Below are 24457 nucleotides of genomic sequence, written 5' to 3' on the forward strand. Positions count from 1 at the left end.
ATCCACCCGATGAGGCCGATCCACCCGCCCGGCATCGAGGGATTGCGAATCCTGCGTGTCGCCCATCCGGGTACCTGGGCCGCCGCCGGCCTGCCCGCCGGCACACCGTTCGGTGCCGCGCACACCCGCTCCCAGACCGGTCCGCTACGCACGCCGAACCGCTGGCCTGCCACGACCAACCTCATTCCGGCCGGTGCGGGAACGATCCCGGGTGTCGGCATCCCCCCGGTGCTGGTGTCGGGACGCCTGGCCGCCAAGCGCGTCGTCGGCGCCGTCGAATCCGGTCCGGGTCGCCGTAGGATCGGGCGGTGAGCATGACGTCGCGCGCCGGGTTCGGTGATCTCGTCGTCGGGTTCGTCGGTGCCGTACTGGTGTGCGTCGGCAGTTTCGGCGTCGGCGACATCGCCCGCAACAACACGGTCGCTCAGGATCTCGGGCTGTCGGCGATCACCTACGGACACGGCAAGACGTTGTTCGGCACGATCTTCTGGGCCGGGGTGGCCGCGATGGTCATCGCGTGGATGCGGCTTGGCCGGGCAGTACGGGCCGGCGCGACCGACTCGGCCGCCGAGGCCGTGCCACCCGTCCGCATGATGCGGCTGGGCATCCTCGCCTGGGCCGCACCCCTGGCGCTCGCGGTGCCGGTCTACAGCCGCGACGTCTACGCCTATCTCGGGCAGGGTGCGGTGTTCGCGGCCGGATTCGATCCCTACGCCGACGGCCCGGCGCATCGTCCCGGGCCGCTCGTGGACAGCATGGCGCAGGTGTGGGCCACCACGACCGCGCCGTACGGGCCCTTCTTCGTCGGTGTCACCCGGGTGGTCACCACGGTCACCGGCGATCACGCCATCCTCGGTGTCTATGCGATGCGGCTGGTCCTGCTGCCCGGTCTGTTCCTGGCACTGTGGGCGATTCCGCGTCTGGCCGCGCACTTCTCGGCGTCGCCGCAGACCGGGTTGTGGCTGGCGGTGGCCAACCCGATGGTGCTGATCCATCTCGTCGCGGGCAGCCACGTGGAACTGCTGCTGATGGGTGTGTTGGTCAGCGGTGTCACGCTGGTGGTGATCGGACGGCATGTGCCGGGGCTGCTGGTGCTCGGTCTCGCGGTGTCCATCAAGGTCACCGCCGGCATCGCGATCCCCTTCGTACTGTGGATCTGGTTGTCCCACATCCGGGCCCGTCGGCCCGTGCGTCCCGTCGACGTGGCCGGTGTCCTCGCCGCGGTCGTCGGCATCACGGTCGCGGTGTTCGCGATCTGGACGCTGGTCGTCGGTCTCGGTCTGGGCTGGCTGACCGGTCTCGGCTGGGCGGACCGGATCATCAACTGGTTCACCCTGCCCACGCTGGCGGGCCACCTGGTCACCGTGGTCGCGGCGCCGTTCACCGCGCTGAACCTGCAGCCGGTGCTGGTCGTCACGCGCACGATCGGGTCGGTGGTGCTCGCGGGCGTACTCGTGGCGCTGTGGTGGACGCATCGTCGCGACGAACGCACCGCCATGGCCGGCATGACGTGGGCGATGGCTGCGGTGCTCGTCCTCGAACCCTCCACGCTGCCCTGGTATTACACGTGGGTGTTGTGTCTGGCGGTGGCGTTCACCCTGCCCCGTTGGGTGAACGCCACCGTCGTCGCGATCTCGACGTTCATGCTGATCGTCTTCCAACCCGACGATTCAATCCTGTTCTACAAGCTGCCTGAGACTCTGCTCGCGACCGGGTTGTCCGCACTCGCCGCCGTCTCCCTGCTCCACCCGGACCCGTTGCGACTGCGGCGGATCGTGGACTGGTTCGGTGCTCCCGCCGAATCCGCCGGTGTGCCCGCTCGCCGGTGAGCGCCGTTGTCCGAGAAGTACGAACACATCGAACGGGGGCACGGCGGGCCCGTGAACTGACCGGATCGAGGCGGCGCTGCAGCGGGCGCTCACCGATCGCACCTGGGCCGAACTCGCCGAGTACACCTACGGATCGGCGGCGGTCATCGGCATCCAGATGTTGCCGCTGCTCGGGGTACGCGCACCCGACGACGAGACGACCGCCGGGGCCGCCACTTTGGGGGAGGCACCTGATCGCGGTGACCGGGATCGGTACCGTCGTGCGGTCGGCCCGATCATGCTGCTACCCAACCGATCCCGATGATCGATCGCGGCCGCGGCGACGATGTACGGCGACATCCTCACCGAGATCGAGCGCAGCGACGACGCTGTGCTGGACCACCGGGCGGTGGTGGGTGGGCGTCGTCGCGCCATGCGCGCGGTGCAGGGCCTGACCGGCGGCCGGCCGGACTGACCCGGTCCTCGGCGCGGGAGCCGTCAGAAAGCCTGGGCCTGGGCGCGGCGGATCACCTCGCGGGCCGAATGTGTGTGCAGCGCATCGGCCGGATGCATCCCCAGGTCCTCCTGCGCGGTGAACAGCCAGACCATCACCTCGTCGCGCGTGTACCCACCGTCGAGCAGCACCTCGATCAGACCGACGAGATGCTTCGTGATGCCCAGATCGTCGAAGAAGACCACCGGGATCGCGGGCTGCCCGTCCCGGGACACCGCCAGGAGCTGGTGTTCGCGGATCAGGGTGCGGACCCGGTTGGACGACACCCGCAGTCGGCGGGCGGCATCGTCCACTGTGAGCGTGTCGACTTCGGAAGGGAGCTTGTCTTCGGACAGCGGAAGTGAACCCACGTGGCTGAGCGTACCGGCTCGCGGTCGCGATCGGTCCCGGTGTCGCGGTTGTGGTGTCGGGTCGATCCTCTGATCTCGTGGCGGCGACGGGTAGATTCGGCGTCGTGAGACCGCCCGCCGACACCCTGTTGGGTTCGACCCTCGAGGGCCGCTATCGGATCGATGCGCCGATAGCGCGTGGCGGCATGTCCGCGGTCTACGTGGGCGCCGACCTTCGGCTGGGCCGGGCGGTGGCGATCAAGGTGATGGATGCCCGCTACAGCGGCGACCCGTCGTTCCTGCGGCGCTTCGAGTTCGAGGCACGAGCCGTCGCCGGGCTCAAACACCCCGGGCTGGTCGCCGTCTACGACCAGGGTATCGACGACGGCGTCGCGTTCCTGGTGATGGAACTCGTCGAGGGCGGCAGTCTGCGGGAGTTGTTGCGTGAGCGCGGGCCGATGCCGCCGCACGCGGTGACCGCGGTGGCCGACCCGGTACTCGGCGGGCTCGGCACCGCGCATGCAGCCGGCCTCGTGCATCGCGACGTGAAACCCGAGAACGTCCTGATCTCCGACGACGGTGAGGTCAAGGTGGCCGATTTCGGGCTGGTCCGCGCCGTCGCCGAGGCCGGCGTGACGTCGGCGAGCGTGATCCTCGGGACCGCGGCGTATCTCTCCCCCGAGCAGGTGGAGTCCGGGGAGGCCGACGCGCGCAGCGACGTCTATTCGACGGGTGTGATGATCTTCGAATTGCTCACCGGTCGAACACCTTTCCACGGCGACACGCCTCTGGCCCTGGCCTATCAGCGACTCAGCTACGACGTACCCGCACCGGGCGATGTCGTCGCCGGGGTGCCCGAGGAGTTCGACGAACTCGTGCTGCGTGCGACCGAGCGGAATCCGGCCGACCGCTACGCCGACGGTTTCGCCATGCAGCGCGCCCTGCTCGACGCGGCCGATGATCTGAACCTTCCGCCGTTCACCGTGCCCGCACCCCGGCGATCTGCCGAGCGCGAGACGATGGCTCGGATGCGTGCGGCGCACCCAGCGGGCGCCGACGCCGCCTCACCGCACCCGACCCGGGTGCAGTCACAGCCGGAGCCGATGGGGTCCGAACCCCCGCCACCACCGGTGCCACAGGACGATCTGGTCGTGGGCACCCGGCGACCGCGGGTCGTCGACGATGCGACGCGCAGCGCCGATCGACCCGGCGACAACGCCCTGCGCGCGGTGCTCTGGATCGCGCTGGTGCTGCTGTTGGCCGTCGCCATCGGCGCTGTCGCGTGGTGGGCCGGCGCCACTTATCTCAGCTGAGCCACGCACCCCCGCCGCGCCCCGTCGCCACGCGCCGCCACCCACCCTTTTCGTTCTTCCCCCGCTTTTGCGGCCTTCCTCCATCTGCAAATGGGGAACGCCGCACTTGCGGAGGAAGAACCTTCGGGACGGCTAGCCGCGCAGCATCTCGGCGACGAGGAAGGCGAGCTCCAGGCTCTGCTGGGTGTTCAGGCGCGGATCGCATGCGGTCTCGTAGCGCCCGGCGAGATCGAGATCGGAGATGTCCTGCGCGCCACCGAGGCATTCGGTGACGTCTTCACCCGTGAGCTCGATGTGCACACCACCCGGATGGGTGCCGAGTGCATGGTGGACCTCGAAGAAGCCCTGCACCTCGTCGACGATGCGGTCGAAGTGCCGGGTCTTGTAGCCCGTGGACGCCTCGTGGGTGTTGCCGTGCATCGGGTCGCTCTGCCAGATGACCTTGTGCCCGGTCGCCTCGACCGCCGCGACGATCGACGGCAGCACGTCGCGCACCTTGTTGTTGCCCATCCGGGCGACCATCGTCAACCGGCCCGGCTTGTTGTGCGGGTCGAGCCGCTCGACGTATTCGGCGGCCTGCTCGGGGGTCGTGGTCGGCCCGATCTTGACACCGATCGGGTTGTGGATCAGCTCGGCGAAGGCGATATGCGCGCCGTCGAGCTGCCGGGTCCGTTCACCGATCCACAGGAAGTGCGCGGACAGGTCGTAGAGCACCTTCTCGTCGACGTTGTCGGGGTCGTCGGCCAGGCGCAGCATCGCCCGTTCATAGTCGATGACCAGCGCCTCGTGCGACGCGAAGATCGACGCCGACTCGAGGTTGCGGTCGGTCACCCCGCAGGCGTCCATGAACCGCAGACCGCGATCGATCTCCGAGGCGAGCGCCTCGTACCGCGCGCCCGCCGGGGAGGTCCGCACGAACTCCCGGTTCCACAGGTGCACGCGGCGCAGGTCGGCCTCCGAACCCGTTAGGGCGCGAACGAGATTCATCGCGGCGGCGGCGTTGGCGTAGGCGCGCACGAGTCGGGACGGGTCGTGGGTACGGACGACCTCGTCGGGCGGGAAGCCGTTGACCATGTCACCGCGGTAGGACGGCAGGCCGAGGGCGTCGACGTCGGACGAGCGCGGCTTGGCGTACTGACCGGCGATCCGCGCGACCTTGACCACCGGCATGCTCGCGCCGTAGGTCAGCACGACGGCCATCTGCAGAAGCGTGCGGATGTTGCCCTTGATGTGGGGTTCGGTGTTGTCGGCGAAGGTCTCGGCGCAGTCACCGCCCTGCAGCAGGAAGGCCCGCCCCTCGGCGACCTCGGCGAGCTGGGTCGACAGCGCCTCGACCTCGACCGGCATGCAGATCGGGGGAACGCTCTCCAGGACGGTGCGCATCTTGCGCGCCTCCTCGGCCGGCCAGCTCGGCTGCTGCAGCGCGGGACGCGCGATCGCGTCGTCGAAGCGGCTCTGCAGGTCACCGGGCAGCGGCGGCAGCTCCGGAAGTTCGTCGATCGGAACGTCCACGGTCCAATTCGTCACCACGCGTCCAGGGTAATTGAGGGCACAACGCCCTCACCGCGCGGCCTCGATGGCCTGCCACCGCCGTCGGTTGTGCCGGGCGTCGGCCAGCGCATCGTGGGCGTCGCGCGGTGACGGCGGCAGGGCCGGGCGGCCGGCGGCCTCCCAGTGCTGGCGCAGCTCACGGGTGAACCGCGGTATCGACCGGGGCAGCGCGGTCATCGGCCCCCACAGCTGGCAGAGCACCACGTGGTCGTAGGCACCCACCCAGGCCCACAGTTCGACGTCGTCGCCCTCGGCGGTGAGGAAGTCCAGGAGGTCGTCCCGGATCTGTCGACGGCTGCGCCATGCCGGCGACGACGGCGACGGCAGTTTGGGCAACACGTTGGCCCGTACCCACTCCCCTGCCCGCCCCGGGTCGAACTCGGTGGACACCGCGTAGAATTCCCGTCCGTCCTCGGCAACCACACCGATCGACACAAGTTCGATGGTGGTGCCGTCCTCGATAAACTCCGAGTCGTAGAAGAACCGCATGGCCACCAGTATTCACACACCACGTGAGCAGGGATCGCGCAGACCATGACACCTCTCTCCGCGGCCGACACCCGACTGCACCGCTGGACGCCGTCGCGACGCGCCCGCGCGGCCATCGCCGCGCTGGCGGTCACCTCGGCGACCCTGCAGATCATCGGGGTCCCGTTCACCTCGAGCTTCGGCACCCGGACCCGCATCGACCTCGACGTCTACCGCCTCGGCGCGCAGATCTGGCAGCAGGGTCAGAGCCTCTACGCCGACGGCTCGATGCCGTTCACCACCGACGGCATCTGGCTGCCGTTCACCTATCCGCCGTTCGCCGCACTCGGTTTCGTCCCGCTCGGAGCCCTCGGACTCGGCATCGCGGGGCTGCTGATCTCGGTGACCACCGTCGCGCTCACCGTCGTCATCCTGCACATCGTGCTGGGGGTGCTCGCCGTCGGGTCCCGCACGAATCGGTGGTGGATCGCGCTGCTGCTCACCGCCGGGGTGGTCTGGCTGAACCCGATGTGGATGACCCTCGGGTTCGGACAGGTCAACATCATCCTGATGGCGATGATCGTCGCCGACATCTTCGTGGTCGGGCGGGGAGCCGGTCGAGCGCGGTCCGGACCGTTGCGGGGAGTGCTGACCGGGCTCGCCGCCGCGGTCAAACTGACCCCGCTGGTGTTCGTCGCGGTCTTCGGCGCGGCCCGGCAGTGGCGGGCGGCGCTCACCGCCGCGGCAACGTTCCTGGCGGCCGGTGCGCTTGCCTGGATCTGGATGCCGGCCGACTCCCTCGGCTACTGGACGCACACGCTCTTCCAGACCAGCCGGATCGGCGATCCGGGCGGCCCGATCAATCAGAACCTCAATGCGATGTGGATCCGGTTGGTGCCGAAATCGGCGACCGCCGACCAGTTCCTGTGGCTGACGAGCGCGGTGGCGGTCACCGCGCTCGCGGTGGCCGCCGTCCGGGCGTGCCGTCCGGTCGCCGCCTTCGCGGCCCTGCGCGCACCGGGCCCGGTTGACCCCGCCGCGGGTGTGGCGGCGATGGCGAGCACCGGAGCGGTCGCCGTGTGGGGTCTGCTCGTGTCGCCGACGTCATGGGCGCACCACTGGGTGTGGGCGATACCGGTGATCCTCACGGCCACGGTGGTCGCCGCGCGCTGCGCCGATCGCCGATCGGCGATCGCTTACGCCACACTGGCGCTCACCGGTACGGTGATCTTCGCGCTCGGCCCCTTCCAGTTCCTGTCCCCCGCCATCCGCGACTGGTCGATCATCGACCACCTGATCGGCAACGCGTACACGGTGTGGGGACTGGGTTTTCTCGTGTTGGCCTGGCTGCTGCCCCCACGATTCGGCGCCGCCGAGACGGCCACCGGTCGACCGGCACTGGCCGACGCCGCGCCGGCGTGAACGCTCAGGCGGCCGACGCCGGCTTCTCCTCGGCCGGCGGTGCGGTCTTCTTCTTGAGCGAGGCCGCGTAGATGTCCACGTACTGCTGGCCGGTGAGCTGCATGAGCTCGTACATGATCTCGTCGGTCACGGCGCGCTCGATGAAACGGTTGCCCTGCATGCCCTCGTAGCGGGCGAAGTTCAGCGGCTTGCCGATCTTGACGGAGATGCGTGCGGGACGCGGGATCACCGACCCGGGAGGGTTCAGCTTCTCGGTGTTGATCATCGCGACCGGGATGACCGGGACACCGGTGTCGAGCGCGATCCGCGCGAGCCCGGTCTTGCCCTTGTAGAGCCGACCGTCGGGTGATCGGGTGCCCTCCGGGTACATACCCATCAGCTGACCGGCCTCGAGCTGACGCCGAGCGGCGGTCAGTGCGCCGGAGGCCGCCTCCGCGCCGGAGCGGTCGATCGGAATCTGTCCCACGGCGGTGAAGAACCACCGCTGGAACGCGCCCTTGAGGCCGGTCCCCGTGAAGTACTCACTCTTGGCCAGGAAATAGATCCGCCGGTTCACCATCAGGGGCAGGTAGAAGCTGTCCATCACCGCGAGGTGATTGGAGGCGAGGATCGCCGGGCCGCGGGCGGGGATGTTCTCCAGACCCTCGATCGTGGGACGTCCCAGAAGGCGGAGAATCGGTCCCAACAAAACGTGCTTGAACGCCCAGTACCACATCAAAGACTCCGCACCTCGTCGATCGCCGCCAACCCCCAACCCCCGACCTTACCCACAGAAACGATACACAGCCTCAGGTTCAGCCGCGTAACGTGTCGGTGACCGCCGCCCTGATGCCTTGCCGCGCAACCTCTGCCGCGCCGACCACGCCGGCGCTCTCGCCGAGCTGGGTCCCCCGGATCCGGGCGAGCTGGCGGTGACCGGAGCCGGTCACCAGCCGCGCGTAGTGTTCGCGGGCCTCGTCGAGGAATAGCCCCGATGCGGCCCCGACACCACCCGCCAGGACGATCAGGTCGGGATCGAAGATGTCGGCGATCATCGCGAGTCCCTGGCCCAGCGATGCGGCGAACTGCGCGAACGCGGCCAGCGCCACGGCGTCCCCGTCGGCCGCCGCGCCGGCCACCCGACGACCGGTCAGCGACCCCGGGTCGGCGGCGACGTCGGCGGCGAGCTGGCTGCGTCCCCAGTCGCCGTCGGCCAGCAACTCGATCACGGTGTCCACCAGCGCAGTACCGCTGCAGTAGCGCTCCCAGCAGCCGAGCTTGCCGCAGGAGCAGGGCCGTCCACCGGGCACTACCGTGAGGTGCCCGAGTTCGGGGGCGACACCGAAACTGCCCCGGTAGATCTCGCCGTCGAGCAGTAGACCCGCACCGATCCCGGTGCCGATCGCGAGCACCAGCGAGTTATGTCCGCGTGCCGCCGCCCCGAATCGCCACTCGGCCACCGCCGCGGCGTTCGCATCATGTTCGAGGAAGACGGGAATCCCTATGCGGGCGGTCATGTCGTCGGCCACCCGGGCCTCGCGCCACGGCAGATGCGGGGCGAAACGGATCATCTGGCGATCGGGGGTGAGGAAGCCGGCGATGGCCAGGCCGACCGCCTTGGCCGCCCACCGTGAGGTCAGCTCGCCGACGAGGCGATCCAGGCAGTGTTCGAGTGCACCGGCGGTCGGTGGGGTGGCCGCGCGCAGCGTGTCGAGCATCACGCCGTGATCGTCGACCACCGAGGCACGCACACTGGTACCGCCAATATCGATTCCGATCGTCAAGTCGCCCATCAGATCTCACCCTCGGACTCGTAGCGCCGCGCACGAGGTGGCCCGGTCGGGTCGATGCGGACCGCGATCGGCTGATAGTGCTGCGTCGGATCGGGACCCGGGCCCGGCGCAGACCGCAGCGCAGTGGCCACCGCCTCGAGCACCGCGATGAGGGCCGCGATCAGGCGGGCCAGCAGATCGCCGATTTCGGCGAGCAGGGACGTGATCTCGCCGGTGACGTCGACGAACGACGCGGCATCACCGCCCGGACCGGCCGCGGCCGCGGCGTGCCCGGGGGTTCCGCCGAACAGTGACGCGAGTTGATCGATCTGTCCGGCCACCCCGAGCAGGAATTCCCGTATCGGATCGGGGCCCGCACCGCGGGTATGACGATGGGTGTGCTGGTCACCGTGACCACTCGTATCGTCCGAGGTCATGTGGGCAGTTCTCCTGTCCGGCTCGCAGGTAGTCTACGCGACGCCGATCGGGCCAGATCCGCCCGTCATCGACCCTTGGGCCACACCGCCGGATCCGGCACGAAGCGGACCGAGAGCTCCGTCCCGTCCCAGGCCGCGTCGACGACGACGCACCGGCGCAGCACCGAGGGCAGACGCACCGGATGGCGGAAGCCGTCGACGGTGACCAGCAGGTCGTCACCGGACCGCCCCAACCCGAGGCCGTCCGCGTCGGGAAGACGTTGACGCCACGTGAGCTGATAGACCGGCGACCGTCCGGTGCCGGGATCGGGTCCGGGGACCTCGGTCACCCGCGCCGCCCCCGAACCACGACGATGTCCGTTCGGCGACGGGAGAACGACACTCAGCTTGCGCAGCCGGGCGGCCCGATCAATCGGGTCGTCGAGACGTCGGATCTCGCTGATCTCCACCCGGGCGTCGTCCCCCTCCACGACCGACCGTAGCCGACCGACGCGATTCGCGCACTCGTCGGGCCCGCCGGCGGCGCCGCCGACACCGTGGTTGAGCATCACCGATCGCACCGCCAACCCCATCACGTCGGAGGCCGCCAGGAAATGCGGCAACAACCGCTCGGCGCGGTCGTCGGCACCGACCACCACATGGGTGGCCACCGTATGCGGATCGGTCATCAGCTCGGTGATGTCGAGACAGTCGCGGTCGATGGCGTCGACGGCCGCGGTCAGCTGCGCCATGACCGGCCGCTCGCCGGCGGCGGCGAGGCGGCGGTGTCGGGGCCAGAGCCGGTTGACGGACTGGCTGAGCACCGACGACGCGCGCAGGAACTCGAACGGGTCACCGTGCCCGGACGCGTCGACGACGATCCTGCGCCAGGTTCCGCTGACCGCCTCGTCGCGGATGCGGCGCAGCACCAGGAAGTCCTCGACGCCGGGAAGTGTCGCGATCTCCCCGGACGCGATGTCGGTCAGAGCGCCCAGCCCCGGCAGGGACACCTTCGACCGGCTCAACGTCTCCGCCAGGACGGAGGTGAAGTCCGACCAGGTCCGTTCGAGCAGCGCGAGACGGTCCAGGGACAGCAGATGCACACCGGCGGACACCGCGACGGGCTCGTCGGTATGCCGGAAGACGCCGAGCATACGGGCCGTCGGCGACAAACGGTCGACGGTGACCAGCAAGGTGTCGCGGTCCGGGGTGCGCAGGGGCGAGCGGGCGGCCGGGTCGGCCCGACGACGGCGGACACCGCCGAGCGCGCCGGCCGCCGCGGTCACCGAGACCCCGGCGCCACCCGGCCCGATCAGCACATGTAGGGGCGTGAGATCGATCAGTCTTCGACCCTCTTCTTCAGGTCGTTGAGCGCCGCCTCGGTGATGGCCTTCTCGGCACGCCGTTTCAGCTGGCCGATCATCGGCACGAGCGGGTCGACGGTCAGCTCGTAGGTGACCTTGGTGGAACCCGGAACCTGCTGCGAGAGAACGTAACGCCCGCGTTGCTCACGCTGCAGCTCGCTGCTCACCAGGCTCCAGGAGACCGCAAGACCGTCGACATCCCACTCATAGGAGAGCACATAGGTGTCCTGCAGCACGCCGGCATCGAGGACGAACCGTACCTCGCGGGCACGGCCGTGCGACCCCATCACGGTCACCTCGACCTCACGGGCCGCCGACACCCAGTCCGGGTAGTTCGGGAAGTCGGCGATGACGGCCATGATCGCGTCCGGGTCGGCGTTGATGACGATCGAGCGTTCGGTGTGTTCGGCCATCAGATCTCCGCCCGCTCGGTCTGTCCGGCGGCGTCGGCACCCACCGCCGGTCCCCCGACGATACGTCCGGCCTCCAGACGGTCCTTGACCTCGAAGGACATCGCCTTGCCTGCGACCCGTCGGCGATGGTTCTCGGCCGTCAGCCGGTCGGCCCGTGCCCGCGGGGACGCCGGCAATTCGACCGCCGGCTCGGCGTGCAGGAAGTAGTGCAGGACGAATCCGTCCAGCACCGGTTCGCACCAGATCTCCATCGTGCCCGTCAGCGGTCCCCCGACCTGCCATCGCACCCCCTGCGCCCCACGGTCCTCGGTCACGCTCAGACCCAGATCCGGCCACCAGCGCCGCCAGTTCGCCCGGTCGGAGACCTCGGCGGCCACCATCGACGGTGCGGCGGCGACGAAGGTCTCATCGGCCACCTGAATGCTCGTCACGTCCACTAGCTTCACACATTCGACCGAAACCCGGTAAGGGACATCGGCACGTGCTCCGAGACCCGACCCGGGGCAGCGATACGATCAGGGACAAAAGCGACACGGCGAAGGGTGCCCAGATGACTGAGTTCAGCGTTCCCGCACATTTCACCATCTCCGAGGACGAGAACTGCACGGACATCCTCTTCGGGATCGCCGAACGCCAACCCGACAAGGTCATGTTCCGCCGCAAGAGCGGCTCAGACTGGGCGCCGGTGCGGGCCGGCGAGACCGCCGCCCAGATCACCGCGCTGGCCAAGGGACTCATCGCCGAGGGCATCGAACCCGGTGACCGTGTCGCGTTGCTGTCCCGCACCCGCCTCGAGTGGAACCTTCTCGACTTCGCCATCTGGTGCGCCGGAGCGATCACGGTGCCGATCTACGACTCGTCGGCGGGGCCGCAGATCGAATGGATCATGAAGGATTCCGGCGCCACCGCGATCATCGTCGAGGACGACGCCCACCGCGCCATCGTCGAAGGCATCGACGGCCTCGAGTCGGTACGCCTGTACCAGATCGATACGTCGGGCGACGACGGCGCGCTCGCCCGCCTCTCCTCGGCCGGCGCCGAGATGTCCGACGACGAAGTGGCCAAGCGGCGGGCGAACCTGCGCTCCGCCGACCCCGCCACACTCATCTACACCTCGGGGACCACCGGGCGGCCGAAGGGCTGCGAGCTGACCCACGCCAACATGCTGTCGGAGGTGCGTGGCGTCCTCGAGAGCGATATGCGCACCATGCTCGGACCGGGCCGGCGGATGCTGATGTTCCTCCCGCTGGCCCACGTGCTGGCCCGCGCCATCACGCTGATCGCCATCGAGTCCGGGGTCGAGGTCGGGCACTGGGCCGACACCCGAACCCTGGTACCCGAGTTCGCGTCGTTCCGTCCATCACTGATCCTGTCCGTGCCCCGGGTCTTCGAGAAGGTGTTCAACACGGCGCGGCAGCAGGCCCACGACGGCGGCAAGGGACGCATCTTCGATGCCGCCGCCGACACCGCGATCGAGTATTCGATCGCCTCCGAGCGCGGGTCGGTCGGTCTACTCCTCAAGGTCAAGCACGCCGTGTTCGACCGCCTCGTGTACGGGCGGCTGCGCGCCGCACTCGGCGGTCAGTGCGAGATGGCCGTCTCCGGCGGGGCCCCGCTCGGGGCCCGGCTCGGCCATTTCTTCCGGGGTGTCGGGATACCGGTCTACGAGGGGTACGGACTCACCGAGACGACCGCCGCGTTCGGCGTCAACACCCCGGGTGCGGTGAAGGTCGGTACCGTCGGAAAGCCGTTGCCCGGCAACAGCGCGCGGCTCGCCGACGACGGCGAGGTGTTGCTGCGGGGCCGGGTGGTGTTCGGCGGCTACTGGCACAACCCGGAGGCCACCGCGTCGTCGATCAAGGACGGTTGGTTCCACACCGGCGATCTCGGGCGGATCGACGACGAGGGTTTCCTCAGCATCATCGGACGCAAGAAGGAACTCATCGTCACCGCCGGCGGCAAAAACGTCTCGCCGGCCGGCCTCGAGGACGTGATCCGCGCGCACTACCTGGTCTCGCAGGCCGTCGTGGTCGGTGATCACAAACCGTTCATCGGCGCGCTGATCACCATCGACCCGGAAACCTTCCCCGGTTGGAAGGAGCATCAGCACAAAGAGGAGTCGGCCACCGTCGCCGATCTCGCCGACGACGAGGATCTGCGCGCCACGGTGCAGGAGGCGATCGACGAGGCCAACACGACCGTGTCGAAGGCGGAGGCCATCAAGAAGTTCCGCATCCTGTCCGCCGACCTCACCGAGGAGACCGGGGAGCTGACCCCGACGTTGAAGGTGAAGCGCAACGTGGTGGTCGACAAGTTCGCCGGCGAGATCGAGGCCCTCTACGCCAAGTGACCGCTGCCGGCCCGGAGGCGTTGACCCTCAGAGGAGTTGGCGCAGCCGCGCGGCCATGGCGCGCCACTGCCAGGACTGCACGGCATGTTCCCGGCCCCGGGCGCCCATCTCCGCTGCCGCGGCCGGGTCGGCGAGGATCGCGGTGATCGCCAGCGCGACCGCGTCGATGTCGGTGCCATCGACCACCGTCCCGGTGACCCCCTCGACGACGGTTTCCGGCGCCCCGCCCGACGCCCCGGCGACGACCGGTACACCGGTGGCCGACGCTTCGAGGTAGACGATCCCGAGACCTTCGACGTCCAGTCCCCGCCCCCGGGTCCGCGCCGGCATCGCGAACACATCGGCGACGTTGTGGTAGGCCGGGAGTTCGGACGCGGGCACGGATCCGGTGAACACCACGTGCTTGCCCATCCCGGTCTGCTCGGCCAACCGGTGCAGCGACTCGGCGTAGGGACCACCGCCGACGACGATGAGCACGACATCGCCGACTTCTCGGCGGATGAGCGGCAGTGCGCGGATCAGCGTGTCCTGCCCCTTACGCGGCACCAGCCGCGACAGGCATAGGATCGTCGGGCGCCCGCCGAGACCGAGTCGATCCCGAATGCGTTGCCGTGCCTGCGGATCCGGACGGAATCGGTCGGTGTCCACCCCCGGTGGCAGGTACTCCAGCGCCCCCCGCGCCCCGAAGGCGGCCGCGAACCGTCCGCGGGTGTAGCGGCTGACGAAGGTCACGACGTCGACGTGGGCTCCGATGAACGTCAGCACCTGTCGCGCGATCGGCAGCATCGACCAGCCGACCTCGTGACCGTGCGTGCTCGCGATCACCCGGTTGGCACCGGCGCGACGCATCGCCGGGGCGAGCACCGCCAGCGGTGCGGCCGCGCCGAACCAGACCGTCGAGATCTCGTGTTTCCGAATGATCTTCGCGGCCCGGCGGGCGACGAACGGGGTTGGCAGCATCAGCGTCGTCGGGTGCCGGTACACCGTGTAGGGCACCCGGGCGTCGAAGTCCTCGTGGCCTTTCCAGCGCGGCGCGTAGACGATCACGTCGTCCGGGGGTAGCCGGTCGACCAGATTCTGCAGATAGGACTGGATGCCCCCGGGGCGTGGCGGAAAGTCGTTCGTGATCAACAGGGTCCGGCGCATCATCGGACCTGCTCGGTCAGCCATCGCCGCCAGTCCGCGACCAGTTGCGCCCGCGAGAGTCCGATCGCGGTTTCGATCGCCGCGTCGTGGCGGGCCGGGTCGCCGGTGCCGGCAACACCCATGTACAACTCCTTGAGTCCGTGCTCACCGAACCGCTCGGCGACGTAGGCGGCCACCGACCAGGCCGACTGGTAGGCCACCGTGGCCCGCGCGGTGTCCACCGCGAAGTCACCGTCGGTCGGGAGGTCGGCGGGGACCGCGCCGGCTCGGACCTGTTCGGCGAGGTCCGGGGCCGCGTCCGCGAACCGCGTGTAAGTTCCCTTGCGTCCCACGTATTCTGGCACTCCCTCGGTGATCCAGAGCGGAGCGCCCGGCGACGTGTCGGCCCGCATCGCGACATGCGTCAACTCGTGTCGCAGCACCACCCCGAGTACCGGCGTCGGGAACTCCCGCGCGCCCGGGGTCAGGATGACCCGTTGTCCCACCGCTTCGTGTGCGGTGGTGTCGACACGCGTGAACACGGTGGCCGCAGCGGCCCCGGAGATGTCGGCGGCGCTGTGCGCGAGAGCCTCGAACTCCTCGGCACGCGCCGTCACCACCACGACCGCCCGTCGGGGCCACTCCGCGCCCCAGAACCGCGTGACCGCGTCGATCGCCCTGGGCAGTTGGTCAGGCAGCCGGGTCGCGACGTCCCCGGTGCCCGGGTACGTCGCCACGACCGACTCCCCGCCGGCAGTGGTGACGTCGTCGACCGCGAGGCCGGGCAGGTCCCACAGTTGCGTGGGGCCCGCAGTACCGCCGATCGCCCGCGCATCGCCGACGACCTTCCAGGAATCGGCGTAGCGCGCCATCACCAGCTGGGTGGGCACCACCACCTCGGGTTCGTCGATCCCGGGTGTCGACGAGCCCCCGAGCGCGTAGTGCAGTTCGACCGGCGCCACCCACGAGTCCGAACTGCCCTGCACGTCCAGACGGCTCTGCAACGACGGCCCCAGCAGTGTCTCGGCCTCCTGGGTGGGAGCGAGCTGGTAGCGGAACTCCTTGAGACGCAGCGGGTCGGGGTTCTCCGCACCGCCCGACAGATTCACGGCCGCGATGTGCATGCCGGCCCGGAACGCCGGCGACGCGGCCGCGTCGATCACCGCGTCGAGTCGCGCGGTGTCACCGGCGAGCAGGGCCGTGCCGAGTTCGTCGAGCGCCGCCTGGGCGCCGGCCGCACGCTGTTGTTCGTAGACGTTGACCGACGTGGTCGTCGTCGGGGAGGTCGACGAACTGGTCGACACCGCGACCGGGGCCTGCGCCGCCGTGGTGCACCCCGCGTTCACGGCCACGACGACCAGCGCGGTGCCCATCAGGAATCTGCGGGATCGACGGGACACACCGCCCGAGGATCTCACGTCACCGACTCAGTACCGGCGCGCCGTGTTGTAGGGTCCCGCCTCGTCGACCGGCACGACCTTGACCGGGACCCCGAAGGTGGACGCGTGGATGACATAACCGTCACCGACATACATGCCGACATGGTGGGCGTCAGGGTAATAGATGATCAGGTCGCCGGGGCGCAGATCCTTGCGGTCCACGGGCTGCCCGGCGCCGTTCTGCGCCTCGCTGGACCGTGGCAGGGTCTTACCGGCCTGCCGGTAGGCCCACACCATCAGACCCGAGCAATCGAAGGAGTTCGGCCCCGTGGCGCCCCAGACATAGGGATCGCCGATGCGGCTGATGGCGGCCTGGACCGCGACCAGCTCAGGGGCGGTGCCCTTGGGGACGAATCGCGGATCGAAGTCGTACTTGGGTCCGCGCAGTGCCGCGAGCTGCTTGCCGGTCATCGACTGATAGACCGCGCGGATGCGGATCGCCTGCAACTGCAGGTTCGCCTGCTGGGCCTGCAGTTCGCCGCGGGTCTTCTCCGCGGCCGCGACCGCGGCGGTGGCCTCGCTCGCGGTCTTGTCGGCGGCGAGTTTCGCTGCCGCCGTCTTGGCCCGCGCGTCCTTCAGGGCGTTGAGATCGGTCGCCACCTGCCGCGAGATTAGTTCGAGCCCGGACATCTGGTCGAGCAGCGCCTGCGGGGAATCGCTGACCAGCACGGCGTACAGCCGATTGACGCGCGCGCCTTTGTAACTCGCGCGGACCACCGAGTCGACCTTGCTCTGGTACTCCTCGAGTCGCTGCTGAGTGGACGCGAGGGTGCGGTCGGCCTGCGCCGACGCCTGCTTGGCCCCGGCGACGATGGCGCGCTGTTTGTCGTACTCGATCTGGGCGTTGTGCATCGCCTCCGCCGACTTCTCGGCGTCGTCGTTGAGCTCTCGATACTGGACGAGGATCTGATCGGCGGTCCGTAGCGGCGCCGCCGCGGAGTCGCCTGCACCCGAACCGATCTGGGCGACGGTGAGCGCCATCGCGGCGATCATGAACAACACTGGAACCGTTCGCGCCCACGCGCCCCATCGTCGGCTACCCACGATGCCCCGTCTCTTCAACGTCACCCCCGAACGAGCGGTTTGGGCGGGTCACACGAGATTCGTGTGACCCGCCCAAACCTGAAACCTGTGCTGCCGACACCCGATCCGCGCTCAGTAGCGACGGACACCGGTGACCGACCAGTTCTTGACGAAGTCCTTCTTCACGGGCACGCCGTAGGTCGAGGCATGGATGAACCTGCCGTTGCCGATGTACATGCCGGCATGGCCGCCGCCGTTGAAGATGATGACGTCGCCGGGCTCCATGGCGTTGAGCGCAACCGGACTTCCGCCGCCGAGCTGACCGTAGCTGTCGCGCGGGATGGTCTTGCCGGCCTGCTTGTAGGACCAGTAGACCAGACCCGAGCAGTCGAACGCGCTGGGACCGGCCGCGCCGTAGGAGTACGGGGAACCGAGTTTGCTCTCGGCGGCCTTCACGGCCTTCTGCGCCACGGTCTGCTTCTGCAGGCCCGGGATTCCGCCGCCATTCGGGCGGAACTGCTCCGGGATCTGATTTTCGTTCAGACCGGGAATGGTGAACGCGCCCAGGCTGGGGATCTCGACGGTGGCACCGGGCGACTTGGCGACCGGCGCAGCCAGCGCCGGGCCGGCGACTGCGGCGAGCGAGCCGACTGTGATCGACCCTGCGATGACCGCACGCTTGGCCACTTTGGCGCCGCGGTTCGGCTGTTCCAAACGGTGTTTCGCCACGAAGCGACTTCTCCTTGCTCTCCCTCGACCGCCGACCGGGTTAGCTGTCGGGTTCGGGCCGGAAGAATGGCCCTACGCGATGCACACGGCAGCGTTCAGCACGAGGCCGAGCACAACGCGATTCACCCCAATTCGGAGATCCGAAACGGATGGTTCCCCGGTACGCCCTACTGGGCGATTAGGCGGTGACCGATGCAGCCCGTTCCTGGTGGAACGAGACGCTCTGCAAAGGTCTCGAAAAGGTTACGAAATCGAATGCGGGTCTGTCCACCGCACCTCGTCAAGGTGCCGAAGGGCCCATCGTCAGCCGGCGCGCAGGATTTTGAGCTGTCGCGCCGATTTATGGGCCTGAACTGAGGTTTTACCGGATCTTGCGGATAGTGCAGCAGCACTGGAGACCATTGCAGCACTGACGAATACATCGATCGCGGAGTCGATTTCTACGTCCCCGACAGGCCCTTGTTCCGTGACCTTTCCTCCACCTTCGGACACCGCATTTCCGCTGCTGAGGGGCTCGAAGAGGGCCTGAATCATGCAGCCGTCACAAGCCACCGGGCGCCCCGGACAGGTCTGGCAGTCGATATACATCTGTGATCTCCGTCTCACTCGGGCCGGTTGGGCATGTCGGCGGTCCGAAATCGGGCTTCGGACCACCGGGTGGTCACATCGATGGAGACTAGACAGCGACACCGACAACTTCCGGCCGCGCGGTGTCGATCACAACTTTCCCGCCTGTCACATCAGCCTCGTGTCGCAGGTTTCCCGCCTGTCACATCCTCCTCGTGTCGCAGGTTTCCCGCCTGTCACATCAGAATCTGTCGCACCATCGAACTAACGTTCGCATCGTGCAGACGTCAGGTGGGCAGTTGACCTTCGCCGACATCGAGTCCGACGGCGACGAGTTCACCGACGGTGCCCTGTTCGAGACGACGCTCGTCGTCGTCGACCTCGAGACCACCGGGGGCAGCCCGACCGACGATCGGATCACCGAGATCGGGGCGGTCAAGATCCGCGGTGGTGAGGTCATCGGCGAGTTCGCCACCTTGGTCGACCCGGGACAGCCGATCCCGCCGCAGATCGTCACCCTCACCGGCATCACCGAGGCGATGGTCACCGATGCCCCGGCCATCGCCCAGGTCCTACCCTCCTTCGTCGAGTTCGCCCGCGGCGCGATCCTGGTGGCGCACAACGCTCGTTTCGACATGGGCTTCCTGCGCCAGAACGCGGTCCGCCTCGACATCGACTGGCCGTTCACCGCCTCCCTGTGCACCGTCACCATGGCCCGGCGCATCCTGACCCGCGACGAGGCACCCTCGGTCCGGCTGTCCGCACTCGCCGACCTGTTCGCCGTATCGGTGCGCCCCACCCACCGCGCCCTCGACGATGCACGCGCCACCGTCGAGGTCTTCCACCGACTCCTCGAGCGCGTGGGTAACCAGGGGGTCGGCACCTACGGGGAGCTCGTCGCCTATCTGCCCAGGTCCAATCCCCGACTGCGCGCCAAACGGGCGCTGGCACGCGATGTCCCGTCACGTCCCGGTGTCTATCTGTTCCGCGGGCCGTCCGACGAGGTCCTCTATGTGGGGACGGCCGTCGATCTCCGACGCCGGGTCCTCTCCTATTTCACCGGCGGCGACCCACGACGACGAATCGGCGAGATGGTGAATCTCGCCGTGCGGGTCGACCATGTCGAGTGCTCGCATGCCCTCGAGGCGGCGGTCCGCGAACTGCGCCTGCTCGCCGCGCATCGGCCCGCCTACAACCGTCGGTCGACCCAACCGCACCGCGGCTGGTGGATCGTGCTCACCGGCGAACGGTTTCCGCGGCTGAAGGTCTCGCGCACCCCGACCGACGACGCCATCGGCCCGGTCGGCAACCGCAACACCGCGGCGACGATCGCGGACCTGATCGGCCAGGCCGCGGGGCTGCGCAGCTGCACCGCACGCCTGGGTGCGGCCTCACACCACTGGTGCCGCTCCGAAGCGGCCGGCGGGCCACGTATCGGCGGCTGCCACGCGGCCTCCGACCGCCCGCTGACCCTGCCCGATTACCTGCCACGGGTTTCGGCGGTCCGTGACCTGATGACCGGTGGCCGCGACGACGTGCTCGTCGCACTGACCGAACGGCTGATCGCGCTGTCGGAGGCGCAGATGTTCGAGAGCGCCGCGCGGCACCGGGACCGGTTGTCGGCGACGATCGAACTGCTGGCCCGGTGTCAGCGGTTGTCGGCGCTGTCGCGGATCGTCGAGATCGTGGTGGCCCGCCCCGACGAAGCGCGCGGGTGGGAACTGGCGGTGATCCGGCACGGGCGGCTCGCCGCGGCCGGAGTGGCCCGCCGCGGGGTCGCCCCGATGCCGGTCGTCGACGCCCTGATCGCCGCCGCAGAGACCGTCATCCCCGGGCCCGGGCCGCTGTCGGGTGCACCCGCCGAGGAGAGCGCGCTGCTGTATCGATGGATGACCGAGCCGGGCGCCCGCATCGTCGCGAGCACCGAGGCCTTCGCGCTGCCGGTGGCGTGCGCGGAACGCCGGCTGCCGTGGACGCAGACCGCCCGCGCCGCGCGGGAGGTACCCCGCCGGGCCGGTTGACGCGTCGGCCCGTCGATCGCGACACCGCGAGCCGTAGTCTGTCCACCATGATCACCGCCATCGTCCTGATCCACGCCGACGTTCACCAGATCCCGGAGACCGCGCAGGCCGTGGCCGACATCCCCGGTGTGTCGGAGGTCTATTCGTGCGCCGGCGATGTCGACCTGATCGCCAAGATCAAGGTGCGCGATCACGAGCAGATCGCCGAAGTCGTGACGGGCCGGATCAACCGACTGCCCGGTGTCACCCACAGCGCCACCCACATCGCGTTCCGCAGCTACTCGTCGTCGGATGTCGAGGGCGGATTCTCCATCGGCGAACAGTGAGTCGTCGACCGCGGCGGAACACCGCTCACCGTCGCAGGATCGCGTGCGGGATCTCCACGACCGAACCCGCATGCGTGGTGACGTAGACGGCCGACGGGGAGAAACCCGCACCACCCGCGCCCACCGAGATTCCGGCCGGCAGCGTCAACCCGGTGGCCAGCGCGCAGTGGGACCCATCGGGGTCGATCCGCCACACCTGAGAGCCGAAGTAGAGCGGCACATAGAGCCGACCGTGTTCGTCGATGTCGAGGTCGTCGAAGAAGACCCAGTCCAGGCCGCGCGGTGGACGGAAGTAGCTGTGGGCCCGACCCGTCCCGGTGTCGATGGCCAGGATCCTGGTATCTCCGAGGGAGACGTTGGCGAACAGTGTCCGCCCGTCGCGGGACACGGCCAGACCGTTGGCCGGGCTCTCGCGGTACCATCCGCGCTGCACCCGCACATCGACACCGATCCGGTCCACGGCCGGTACCAGGTCGTTGGAGGCGAACAACGTGCCGTCGGGTGCGCGGACCACGCCGTTGCCCATGGACAGGCCGGTCGCATACGTCGAGCGGGCGCCGGTCCGGGGATCGAGGCGGATCAGTGAGGCGGCCCCGACCGCCGGGGCCAACAGCGAGGGTGCGGCGATACCCGAGCCGACCAGGACGGTGCCGTCGGGCATGGGGGCCAGGCCGCCCGGAGCCTCGACGGTGGCCACGCGCCTGGGCAGCGCACCGGGATGAGCGACGACGTCGACACCGTTGCCCAGCCAGTCGGTGACCAGCATCCGGCCGTCCCCGTCGAACGCCACCGCCTCGTAGGTGTGCGGCTGCGCGACGATCGTGCGGGCCGGGCCCACCCCGGCGCACATCGGGGTGCCGGCCGGCGACCGCGGTACAGCCGATGCGACGCCGGACCCGAAGACGACAGAGCCGATGACGACAGAGCCGAACGCCAGGCAGACGGCCAGAACGATGACGATGCAGCGATTGCGTGTGAACACCCGAATCCAGCCACCCGACTTGACGATGTCGCCCGATCCTCGACGATGAGCCGCGGTCGACACAGTGGCACCGAACACATCCTCGAAGGTGTTCACCGCCTGTTCGACACCGCGACACCGCGACGAGATGGCGACCGCCGTTTCGTCAGAGGGACGTGCTGAGCTCGATCCATCGGTCCAGGACACCGGCGGCGGCGGCGGAGTCGATGCTCTCGGCGGCCCTCGCGATCGCAGCACCGAGCGCGTCGGTGAGTTCGGAATTGCTCATCGGTGCACGCTGCTCGAAGGCGACGATCGCACCCGCCGCGTTGAGCAGCACCGCATCGCGGACCGGGCCCTTCGCCCCGGCGAACAGGGCCCGCGCGATCTCGGCGTTGACGGCGGCGTCACCGCCCTGCAGCGCGGACAGCTCGACCCGCGCGATACCCAGATCGCTCGGGTCGACGGTCAGCCGGGTGACCTCACCGCCGACCACCTGCCACACGCTCGACGTCGTCGTGGTGGTCAGCTCGTCGAGTCCGTCGTCACCGCGGACCACGAGTACCGACGACCCGCGGTCGGCGAACGCCTGGGCCAGCACCGGCGCCAGGTCGACGAACGCGCAGCCGATCAGCCCACTCGTCGGGCGGGCCGGGTTCGTCAGCGGCCCGAGAACGTTGAACACGGTCGGGATGCCGATCTGGCTGCGGGGCGGGCCGGTGAACCGGAATGCCGGATGGAAGACGGGCGCGAAGCAGAAACCGATGCCCACCTCGTCGACACAGCGCGCCACCTCGGCCGCGCCCAGCGTGATCTTGACGCCGAGTGCCTCGAGCACGTCCGCGCCGCCGCTCTTCGACGACGCCGCCCGGTTGCCGTGTTTGACGACCGGAATCCCGGCACCGGCGATCACGACGGAGGTCATCGTCGAGATGTTCACCGTGTGCGACCGGTCGCCACCGGTACCGACGACGTCGACGGCCGGCTGCGCCACGTCGACGAGGGTGGCGTGGTCGAGCATCGAGGCGGCCAGCCCACGGAGCTCGGCAGGTGCCGCACCCTTCATCTTCACGCCGACACCGAAGGCGGCGATCTGGGCGCCGGTCGCGGCGTCACTCATGATCTCGTTCATCGCCCAGGACGCCTCGTCGGCCGTCAGGTCGATGCGGTCGGTGACCCGCCCGAGTATCTCCGGCCAGGTGTGGGAGGAATGCGCGCTGCTCACGGTCCAAACAGTAGTGCGCCCGCACTCACCGGTCGCCGACCGGTCGCTGCAGGACCTGCCAGCCGACGACCAGCCCGCCGTGCCGCGACCCGAGACTGGCCATCCGCGACCGTTCCTGCGACAGATGGACCGCATCGAGCATCTGCACACGGGCCAGCGTCACCGTCACGGTCGGATCGGCCATGTTCGCGTCGGCCACCTCGGGACCGACATCGGGACCGGAGTCGAGACGCCGATACCCGGACAGGGCGGCCGTCGCCACCGCATCGGGCACGCGCTGTGCGGGTAGCCGCAGGACATGGCGCAGCACGACCTCCTCGTCGACCCGCCACGCCGAGGTGGCCAGCACAGCCGAACTCGCTTCCGCCTCGTCGCCGGACTCGGCCACGACGACAAGAGAAGTGTCCGCACGGTCGAGCGGCTCGTCGACGGCCGCGGGTCGGAACAGGTTGCGCACGCGGTGCCACCGCCCGGGCGCCACCGGGCGGCCGTTGAGATCCCGCCGGACGCCATCCGATGTCCGTGAGCCGTCCCGATCGCCATTCATCCACCCAGCAAACCATGCCCTCAAGACACGCCGAAACGCCCCGGTGACCGGCGACGACCTGCAACAAGAGAAAAAGTTCCCGCGAATATCCGACCCAAGTGGTCACCGCTTACTACGAACCGTCATACTTCACTTTGTGACTAGCGCTGTAGGTACCTCAGGAACAGCCATCACCGCGCGCGTGCACTCGCTGAACCGTCCCAACATGGTCAGCGTCGGCACCATCGTGTGGCTGTCCAGTGAGCTCATGTTCTTCGCTGGACTTTTCGCGATGTATTTCGTCGCGCGCGCGAACTCGTCGGTCGGGTGGCCACCCGAACCGACGAAGTTGAACCTCGCGCTGGCGATCCCCGTGACGACGGTCCTGATCCTCTCGTCGGTGACCTGCCAGATGGGTGTGTTCGCCGCGGAGCGTGGTGACGTCTTCGGCCTGCGCCGCTGGTACGTCCTGACCTTCCTGATGGGGTCGTTCTTCGTGGCCGGTCAGGCGACCGAGTATTACAGCCTCGTCCACGAGGGCACGACGCTCTCGTCGAGCGCCTACGGTTCGGTCTTCTATATGGCCACCGGATTCCACGGTCTCCACGTCATCGGCGGTCTCGTCGCATTCATCTTCCTGCTGATCCGCACCAAGCTCTCGAAGTTCACGCCGGCCCAGGCCACCGCGGCGATCGTGGTCTCCTATTACTGGCACTTCGTCGACATCGTCTGGATCGGCCTGTTCGTCACCATCTACTTCATCAGGTAGCGCCCCCGGGCGACCGCCTGCACAGCAGCACAACAGTCCGTCCGCTT

General features: G+C 69.0%; 27 protein-coding genes and 1 riboswitch. Of the genes, 10 read left to right on the top strand and 17 right to left on the bottom strand.

Annotation, left to right across the window (positions count from 1 at the left end; all coding sequences use genetic code 11):
- Positions 1-9 precede the first annotated feature (9 nt).
- The 4 genes from GORHZ_RS11645 to GORHZ_RS31950 all read left to right on the top strand — a co-directional run bounded on the left by GORHZ_RS11645 (position 10) and on the right by GORHZ_RS31950 (position 2283).
- A complete protein-coding gene (locus GORHZ_RS11645) occupies positions 10-312 on the top strand; it encodes a hypothetical protein (protein ID WP_174347195.1) in 303 nt (100 codons plus the stop codon).
- Positions 313-314: 2 nt separating this feature from the next.
- On the top strand, positions 315-1829 hold the full coding sequence (mptB, locus tag GORHZ_RS11650; protein WP_040531506.1) for a polyprenol phosphomannose-dependent alpha 1,6 mannosyltransferase MptB: 1515 nt from the start codon (positions 315-317) through the stop codon (positions 1827-1829).
- A 151-nt stretch (positions 1830-1980) separates the two neighbouring features.
- Complete coding sequence (locus GORHZ_RS32205) at positions 1981-2133, top strand: hypothetical protein (protein WP_373279596.1); 153 nt, start codon at positions 1981-1983, stop codon at positions 2131-2133.
- A 21-nt stretch (positions 2134-2154) separates the two neighbouring features.
- A complete protein-coding gene (locus GORHZ_RS31950; protein WP_006333177.1) occupies positions 2155-2283 on the top strand; it encodes a hypothetical protein in 129 nt (42 codons plus the stop codon).
- A gap of 23 nt (positions 2284-2306) precedes the next feature.
- Here GORHZ_RS31950 and GORHZ_RS11655 read toward each other — a convergent pair whose 3' ends face one another.
- Positions 2307-2672 (bottom strand): Rv2175c family DNA-binding protein, encoded by a 366-nt coding sequence (locus GORHZ_RS11655; RefSeq protein WP_006333180.1) that lies wholly within the window; start codon positions 2670-2672, stop codon positions 2307-2309.
- 104 nt (positions 2673-2776) lie between these two features.
- On the opposite strand from GORHZ_RS11655, the gene GORHZ_RS11660 reads away from it, so the two are divergent.
- Positions 2777-3964, top strand: a complete 1188-nt coding sequence (locus tag GORHZ_RS11660) for a protein kinase domain-containing protein (RefSeq protein WP_006333182.1) — start codon at positions 2777-2779, stop codon at positions 3962-3964.
- A gap of 132 nt (positions 3965-4096) precedes the next feature.
- On the opposite strand, the gene GORHZ_RS11665 is transcribed toward GORHZ_RS11660, so the two are convergent.
- Both GORHZ_RS11665 and GORHZ_RS11670 read right to left on the bottom strand, forming a co-directional pair.
- Positions 4097-5491, bottom strand: coding sequence for a class II 3-deoxy-7-phosphoheptulonate synthase (locus tag GORHZ_RS11665; RefSeq protein ID WP_040531508.1), 1395 nt, complete (start codon positions 5489-5491; stop codon positions 4097-4099).
- Between the two features lie 33 nt (positions 5492-5524).
- The gene (locus GORHZ_RS11670; RefSeq protein ID WP_040531472.1) at positions 5525-6004 is read right to left on the bottom strand and encodes a polyadenylate-specific 3'-exoribonuclease AS; all 480 of its coding nucleotides are present in this window, start codon (positions 6002-6004) and stop codon (positions 5525-5527) included.
- A gap of 45 nt (positions 6005-6049) precedes the next feature.
- On the opposite strand from GORHZ_RS11670, the gene GORHZ_RS11675 reads away from it, so the two are divergent.
- Positions 6050-7405 (top strand): glycosyltransferase 87 family protein, encoded by a 1356-nt coding sequence (locus GORHZ_RS11675; RefSeq protein WP_006333188.1) that lies wholly within the window; start codon positions 6050-6052, stop codon positions 7403-7405.
- A 4-nt stretch (positions 7406-7409) separates the two neighbouring features.
- Here the strand turns inward: GORHZ_RS11675 and GORHZ_RS11680 are convergent, their stop codons facing one another.
- The 6 genes from GORHZ_RS11680 to GORHZ_RS11705 all read right to left on the bottom strand — a co-directional run bounded on the left by GORHZ_RS11680 (position 7410) and on the right by GORHZ_RS11705 (position 11795).
- Positions 7410-8120 carry a lysophospholipid acyltransferase family protein gene (locus GORHZ_RS11680; RefSeq protein WP_006333190.1) on the bottom strand — a complete coding sequence of 237 codons (711 nt, stop codon included), beginning with the start codon at positions 8118-8120 and terminating at the stop codon, positions 7410-7412.
- Between the two features lie 79 nt (positions 8121-8199).
- Complete coding sequence (locus GORHZ_RS11685) at positions 8200-9177, bottom strand: ROK family protein (protein ID WP_006333192.1); 978 nt, start codon at positions 9175-9177, stop codon at positions 8200-8202.
- Positions 9177-9593, bottom strand: a complete 417-nt coding sequence (locus GORHZ_RS11690; protein ID WP_006333194.1) for a hypothetical protein — start codon at positions 9591-9593, stop codon at positions 9177-9179. Before GORHZ_RS11690 ends, GORHZ_RS11685 begins: the two co-directional genes overlap by 1 nt.
- Positions 9594-9658: 65 nt before the next feature.
- Positions 9659-10891 (bottom strand): ArsA family ATPase, encoded by a 1233-nt coding sequence (locus GORHZ_RS11695; RefSeq protein WP_006333196.1) that lies wholly within the window; start codon positions 10889-10891, stop codon positions 9659-9661.
- A 20-nt stretch (positions 10892-10911) separates the two neighbouring features.
- Positions 10912-11349, bottom strand: a complete 438-nt coding sequence (locus GORHZ_RS11700; protein ID WP_006333197.1) for an SRPBCC family protein — start codon at positions 11347-11349, stop codon at positions 10912-10914.
- Entirely contained in the window at positions 11349-11795 is a 447-nt protein-coding gene (locus GORHZ_RS11705) for a hypothetical protein (protein ID WP_006333198.1), read from the bottom strand. The genes GORHZ_RS11700 and GORHZ_RS11705 overlap by 1 nt, the downstream gene beginning before the upstream one ends.
- A 104-nt stretch (positions 11796-11899) precedes the next feature.
- On the opposite strand from GORHZ_RS11705, the gene GORHZ_RS11710 reads away from it, so the two are divergent.
- Positions 11900-13699 carry an AMP-dependent synthetase/ligase gene (locus GORHZ_RS11710; protein WP_040531511.1) on the top strand — a complete coding sequence of 600 codons (1800 nt, stop codon included), beginning with the start codon at positions 11900-11902 and terminating at the stop codon, positions 13697-13699.
- A gap of 27 nt (positions 13700-13726) precedes the next feature.
- Here GORHZ_RS11710 and GORHZ_RS11715 read toward each other — a convergent pair whose 3' ends face one another.
- The 5 genes from GORHZ_RS11715 to GORHZ_RS29990 form a co-directional block, all read right to left on the bottom strand.
- Positions 13727-14845 (bottom strand): glycosyltransferase family 4 protein, encoded by a 1119-nt coding sequence (locus GORHZ_RS11715; protein WP_006333200.1) that lies wholly within the window; start codon positions 14843-14845, stop codon positions 13727-13729.
- On the bottom strand, positions 14845-16197 hold the full coding sequence (locus GORHZ_RS11720; RefSeq protein WP_006333207.1) for a hypothetical protein: 1353 nt from the start codon (positions 16195-16197) through the stop codon (positions 14845-14847). Before GORHZ_RS11720 ends, GORHZ_RS11715 begins: the two co-directional genes overlap by 1 nt.
- A 54-nt stretch (positions 16198-16251) precedes the next feature.
- Positions 16252-17256, bottom strand: coding sequence for a C40 family peptidase (locus GORHZ_RS11725; protein WP_040531514.1), 1005 nt, complete (start codon positions 17254-17256; stop codon positions 16252-16254).
- 162 nt (positions 17257-17418) lie between these two features.
- Positions 17419-18015 (bottom strand): C40 family peptidase, encoded by a 597-nt coding sequence (locus tag GORHZ_RS11730; protein WP_006333211.1) that lies wholly within the window; start codon positions 18013-18015, stop codon positions 17419-17421.
- 14 nt (positions 18016-18029) lie between these two features.
- Positions 18030-18210: riboswitch (cyclic di-AMP (ydaO/yuaA leader) on the bottom strand.
- Positions 18211-18318: 108 nt separating this feature from the next.
- Positions 18319-18603, bottom strand: a complete 285-nt coding sequence (locus GORHZ_RS29990; protein ID WP_083877275.1) for a hypothetical protein — start codon at positions 18601-18603, stop codon at positions 18319-18321.
- Between the two features lie 257 nt (positions 18604-18860).
- Here GORHZ_RS29990 and GORHZ_RS11735 point away from each other — a divergent pair, with 257 nt between their 5' ends.
- Together GORHZ_RS11735 and GORHZ_RS11740 are read left to right on the top strand one after the other, a co-directional pair.
- Positions 18861-20603, top strand: coding sequence for a DEDD exonuclease domain-containing protein (locus tag GORHZ_RS11735; protein WP_245551397.1), 1743 nt, complete (start codon positions 18861-18863; stop codon positions 20601-20603).
- Between the two features lie 47 nt (positions 20604-20650).
- Positions 20651-20929: an Lrp/AsnC family transcriptional regulator gene (locus GORHZ_RS11740; RefSeq protein WP_006333215.1), complete on the top strand. Its 279-nt coding sequence runs from the start codon at positions 20651-20653 to the stop codon at positions 20927-20929.
- Between the two features lie 25 nt (positions 20930-20954).
- On the opposite strand, the gene GORHZ_RS11745 is transcribed toward GORHZ_RS11740, so the two are convergent.
- Genes GORHZ_RS11745 through GORHZ_RS11755 form a run of 3 tightly spaced genes read right to left on the bottom strand, consistent with a single transcriptional unit; the run spans position 20955 to position 23662 of the window.
- The gene (locus tag GORHZ_RS11745) at positions 20955-22007 is read right to left on the bottom strand and encodes an SMP-30/gluconolactonase/LRE family protein (RefSeq protein WP_006333216.1); all 1053 of its coding nucleotides are present in this window, start codon (positions 22005-22007) and stop codon (positions 20955-20957) included.
- 49 nt (positions 22008-22056) lie between these two features.
- Positions 22057-23115: an anthranilate phosphoribosyltransferase gene (trpD, locus tag GORHZ_RS11750; protein WP_006333217.1), complete on the bottom strand. Its 1059-nt coding sequence runs from the start codon at positions 23113-23115 to the stop codon at positions 22057-22059.
- Positions 23116-23140: 25 nt separating this feature from the next.
- The gene (locus GORHZ_RS11755; RefSeq protein ID WP_051998844.1) at positions 23141-23662 is read right to left on the bottom strand and encodes a hypothetical protein; all 522 of its coding nucleotides are present in this window, start codon (positions 23660-23662) and stop codon (positions 23141-23143) included.
- Between the two features lie 136 nt (positions 23663-23798).
- Here GORHZ_RS11755 and ctaE point away from each other — a divergent pair, with 136 nt between their 5' ends.
- On the top strand, positions 23799-24410 hold the full coding sequence (gene ctaE, locus GORHZ_RS11760) for an aa3-type cytochrome oxidase subunit III (protein WP_169330667.1): 612 nt from the start codon (positions 23799-23801) through the stop codon (positions 24408-24410).
- Positions 24411-24457: the final 47 nt, after the last annotated feature.

This window comes from Gordonia rhizosphera NBRC 16068, from assembly GCF_000298195.1.
In the GTDB taxonomy this organism is placed as follows: Bacteria; Actinomycetota; Actinomycetes; order Mycobacteriales; family Mycobacteriaceae; genus Gordonia; species Gordonia rhizosphera.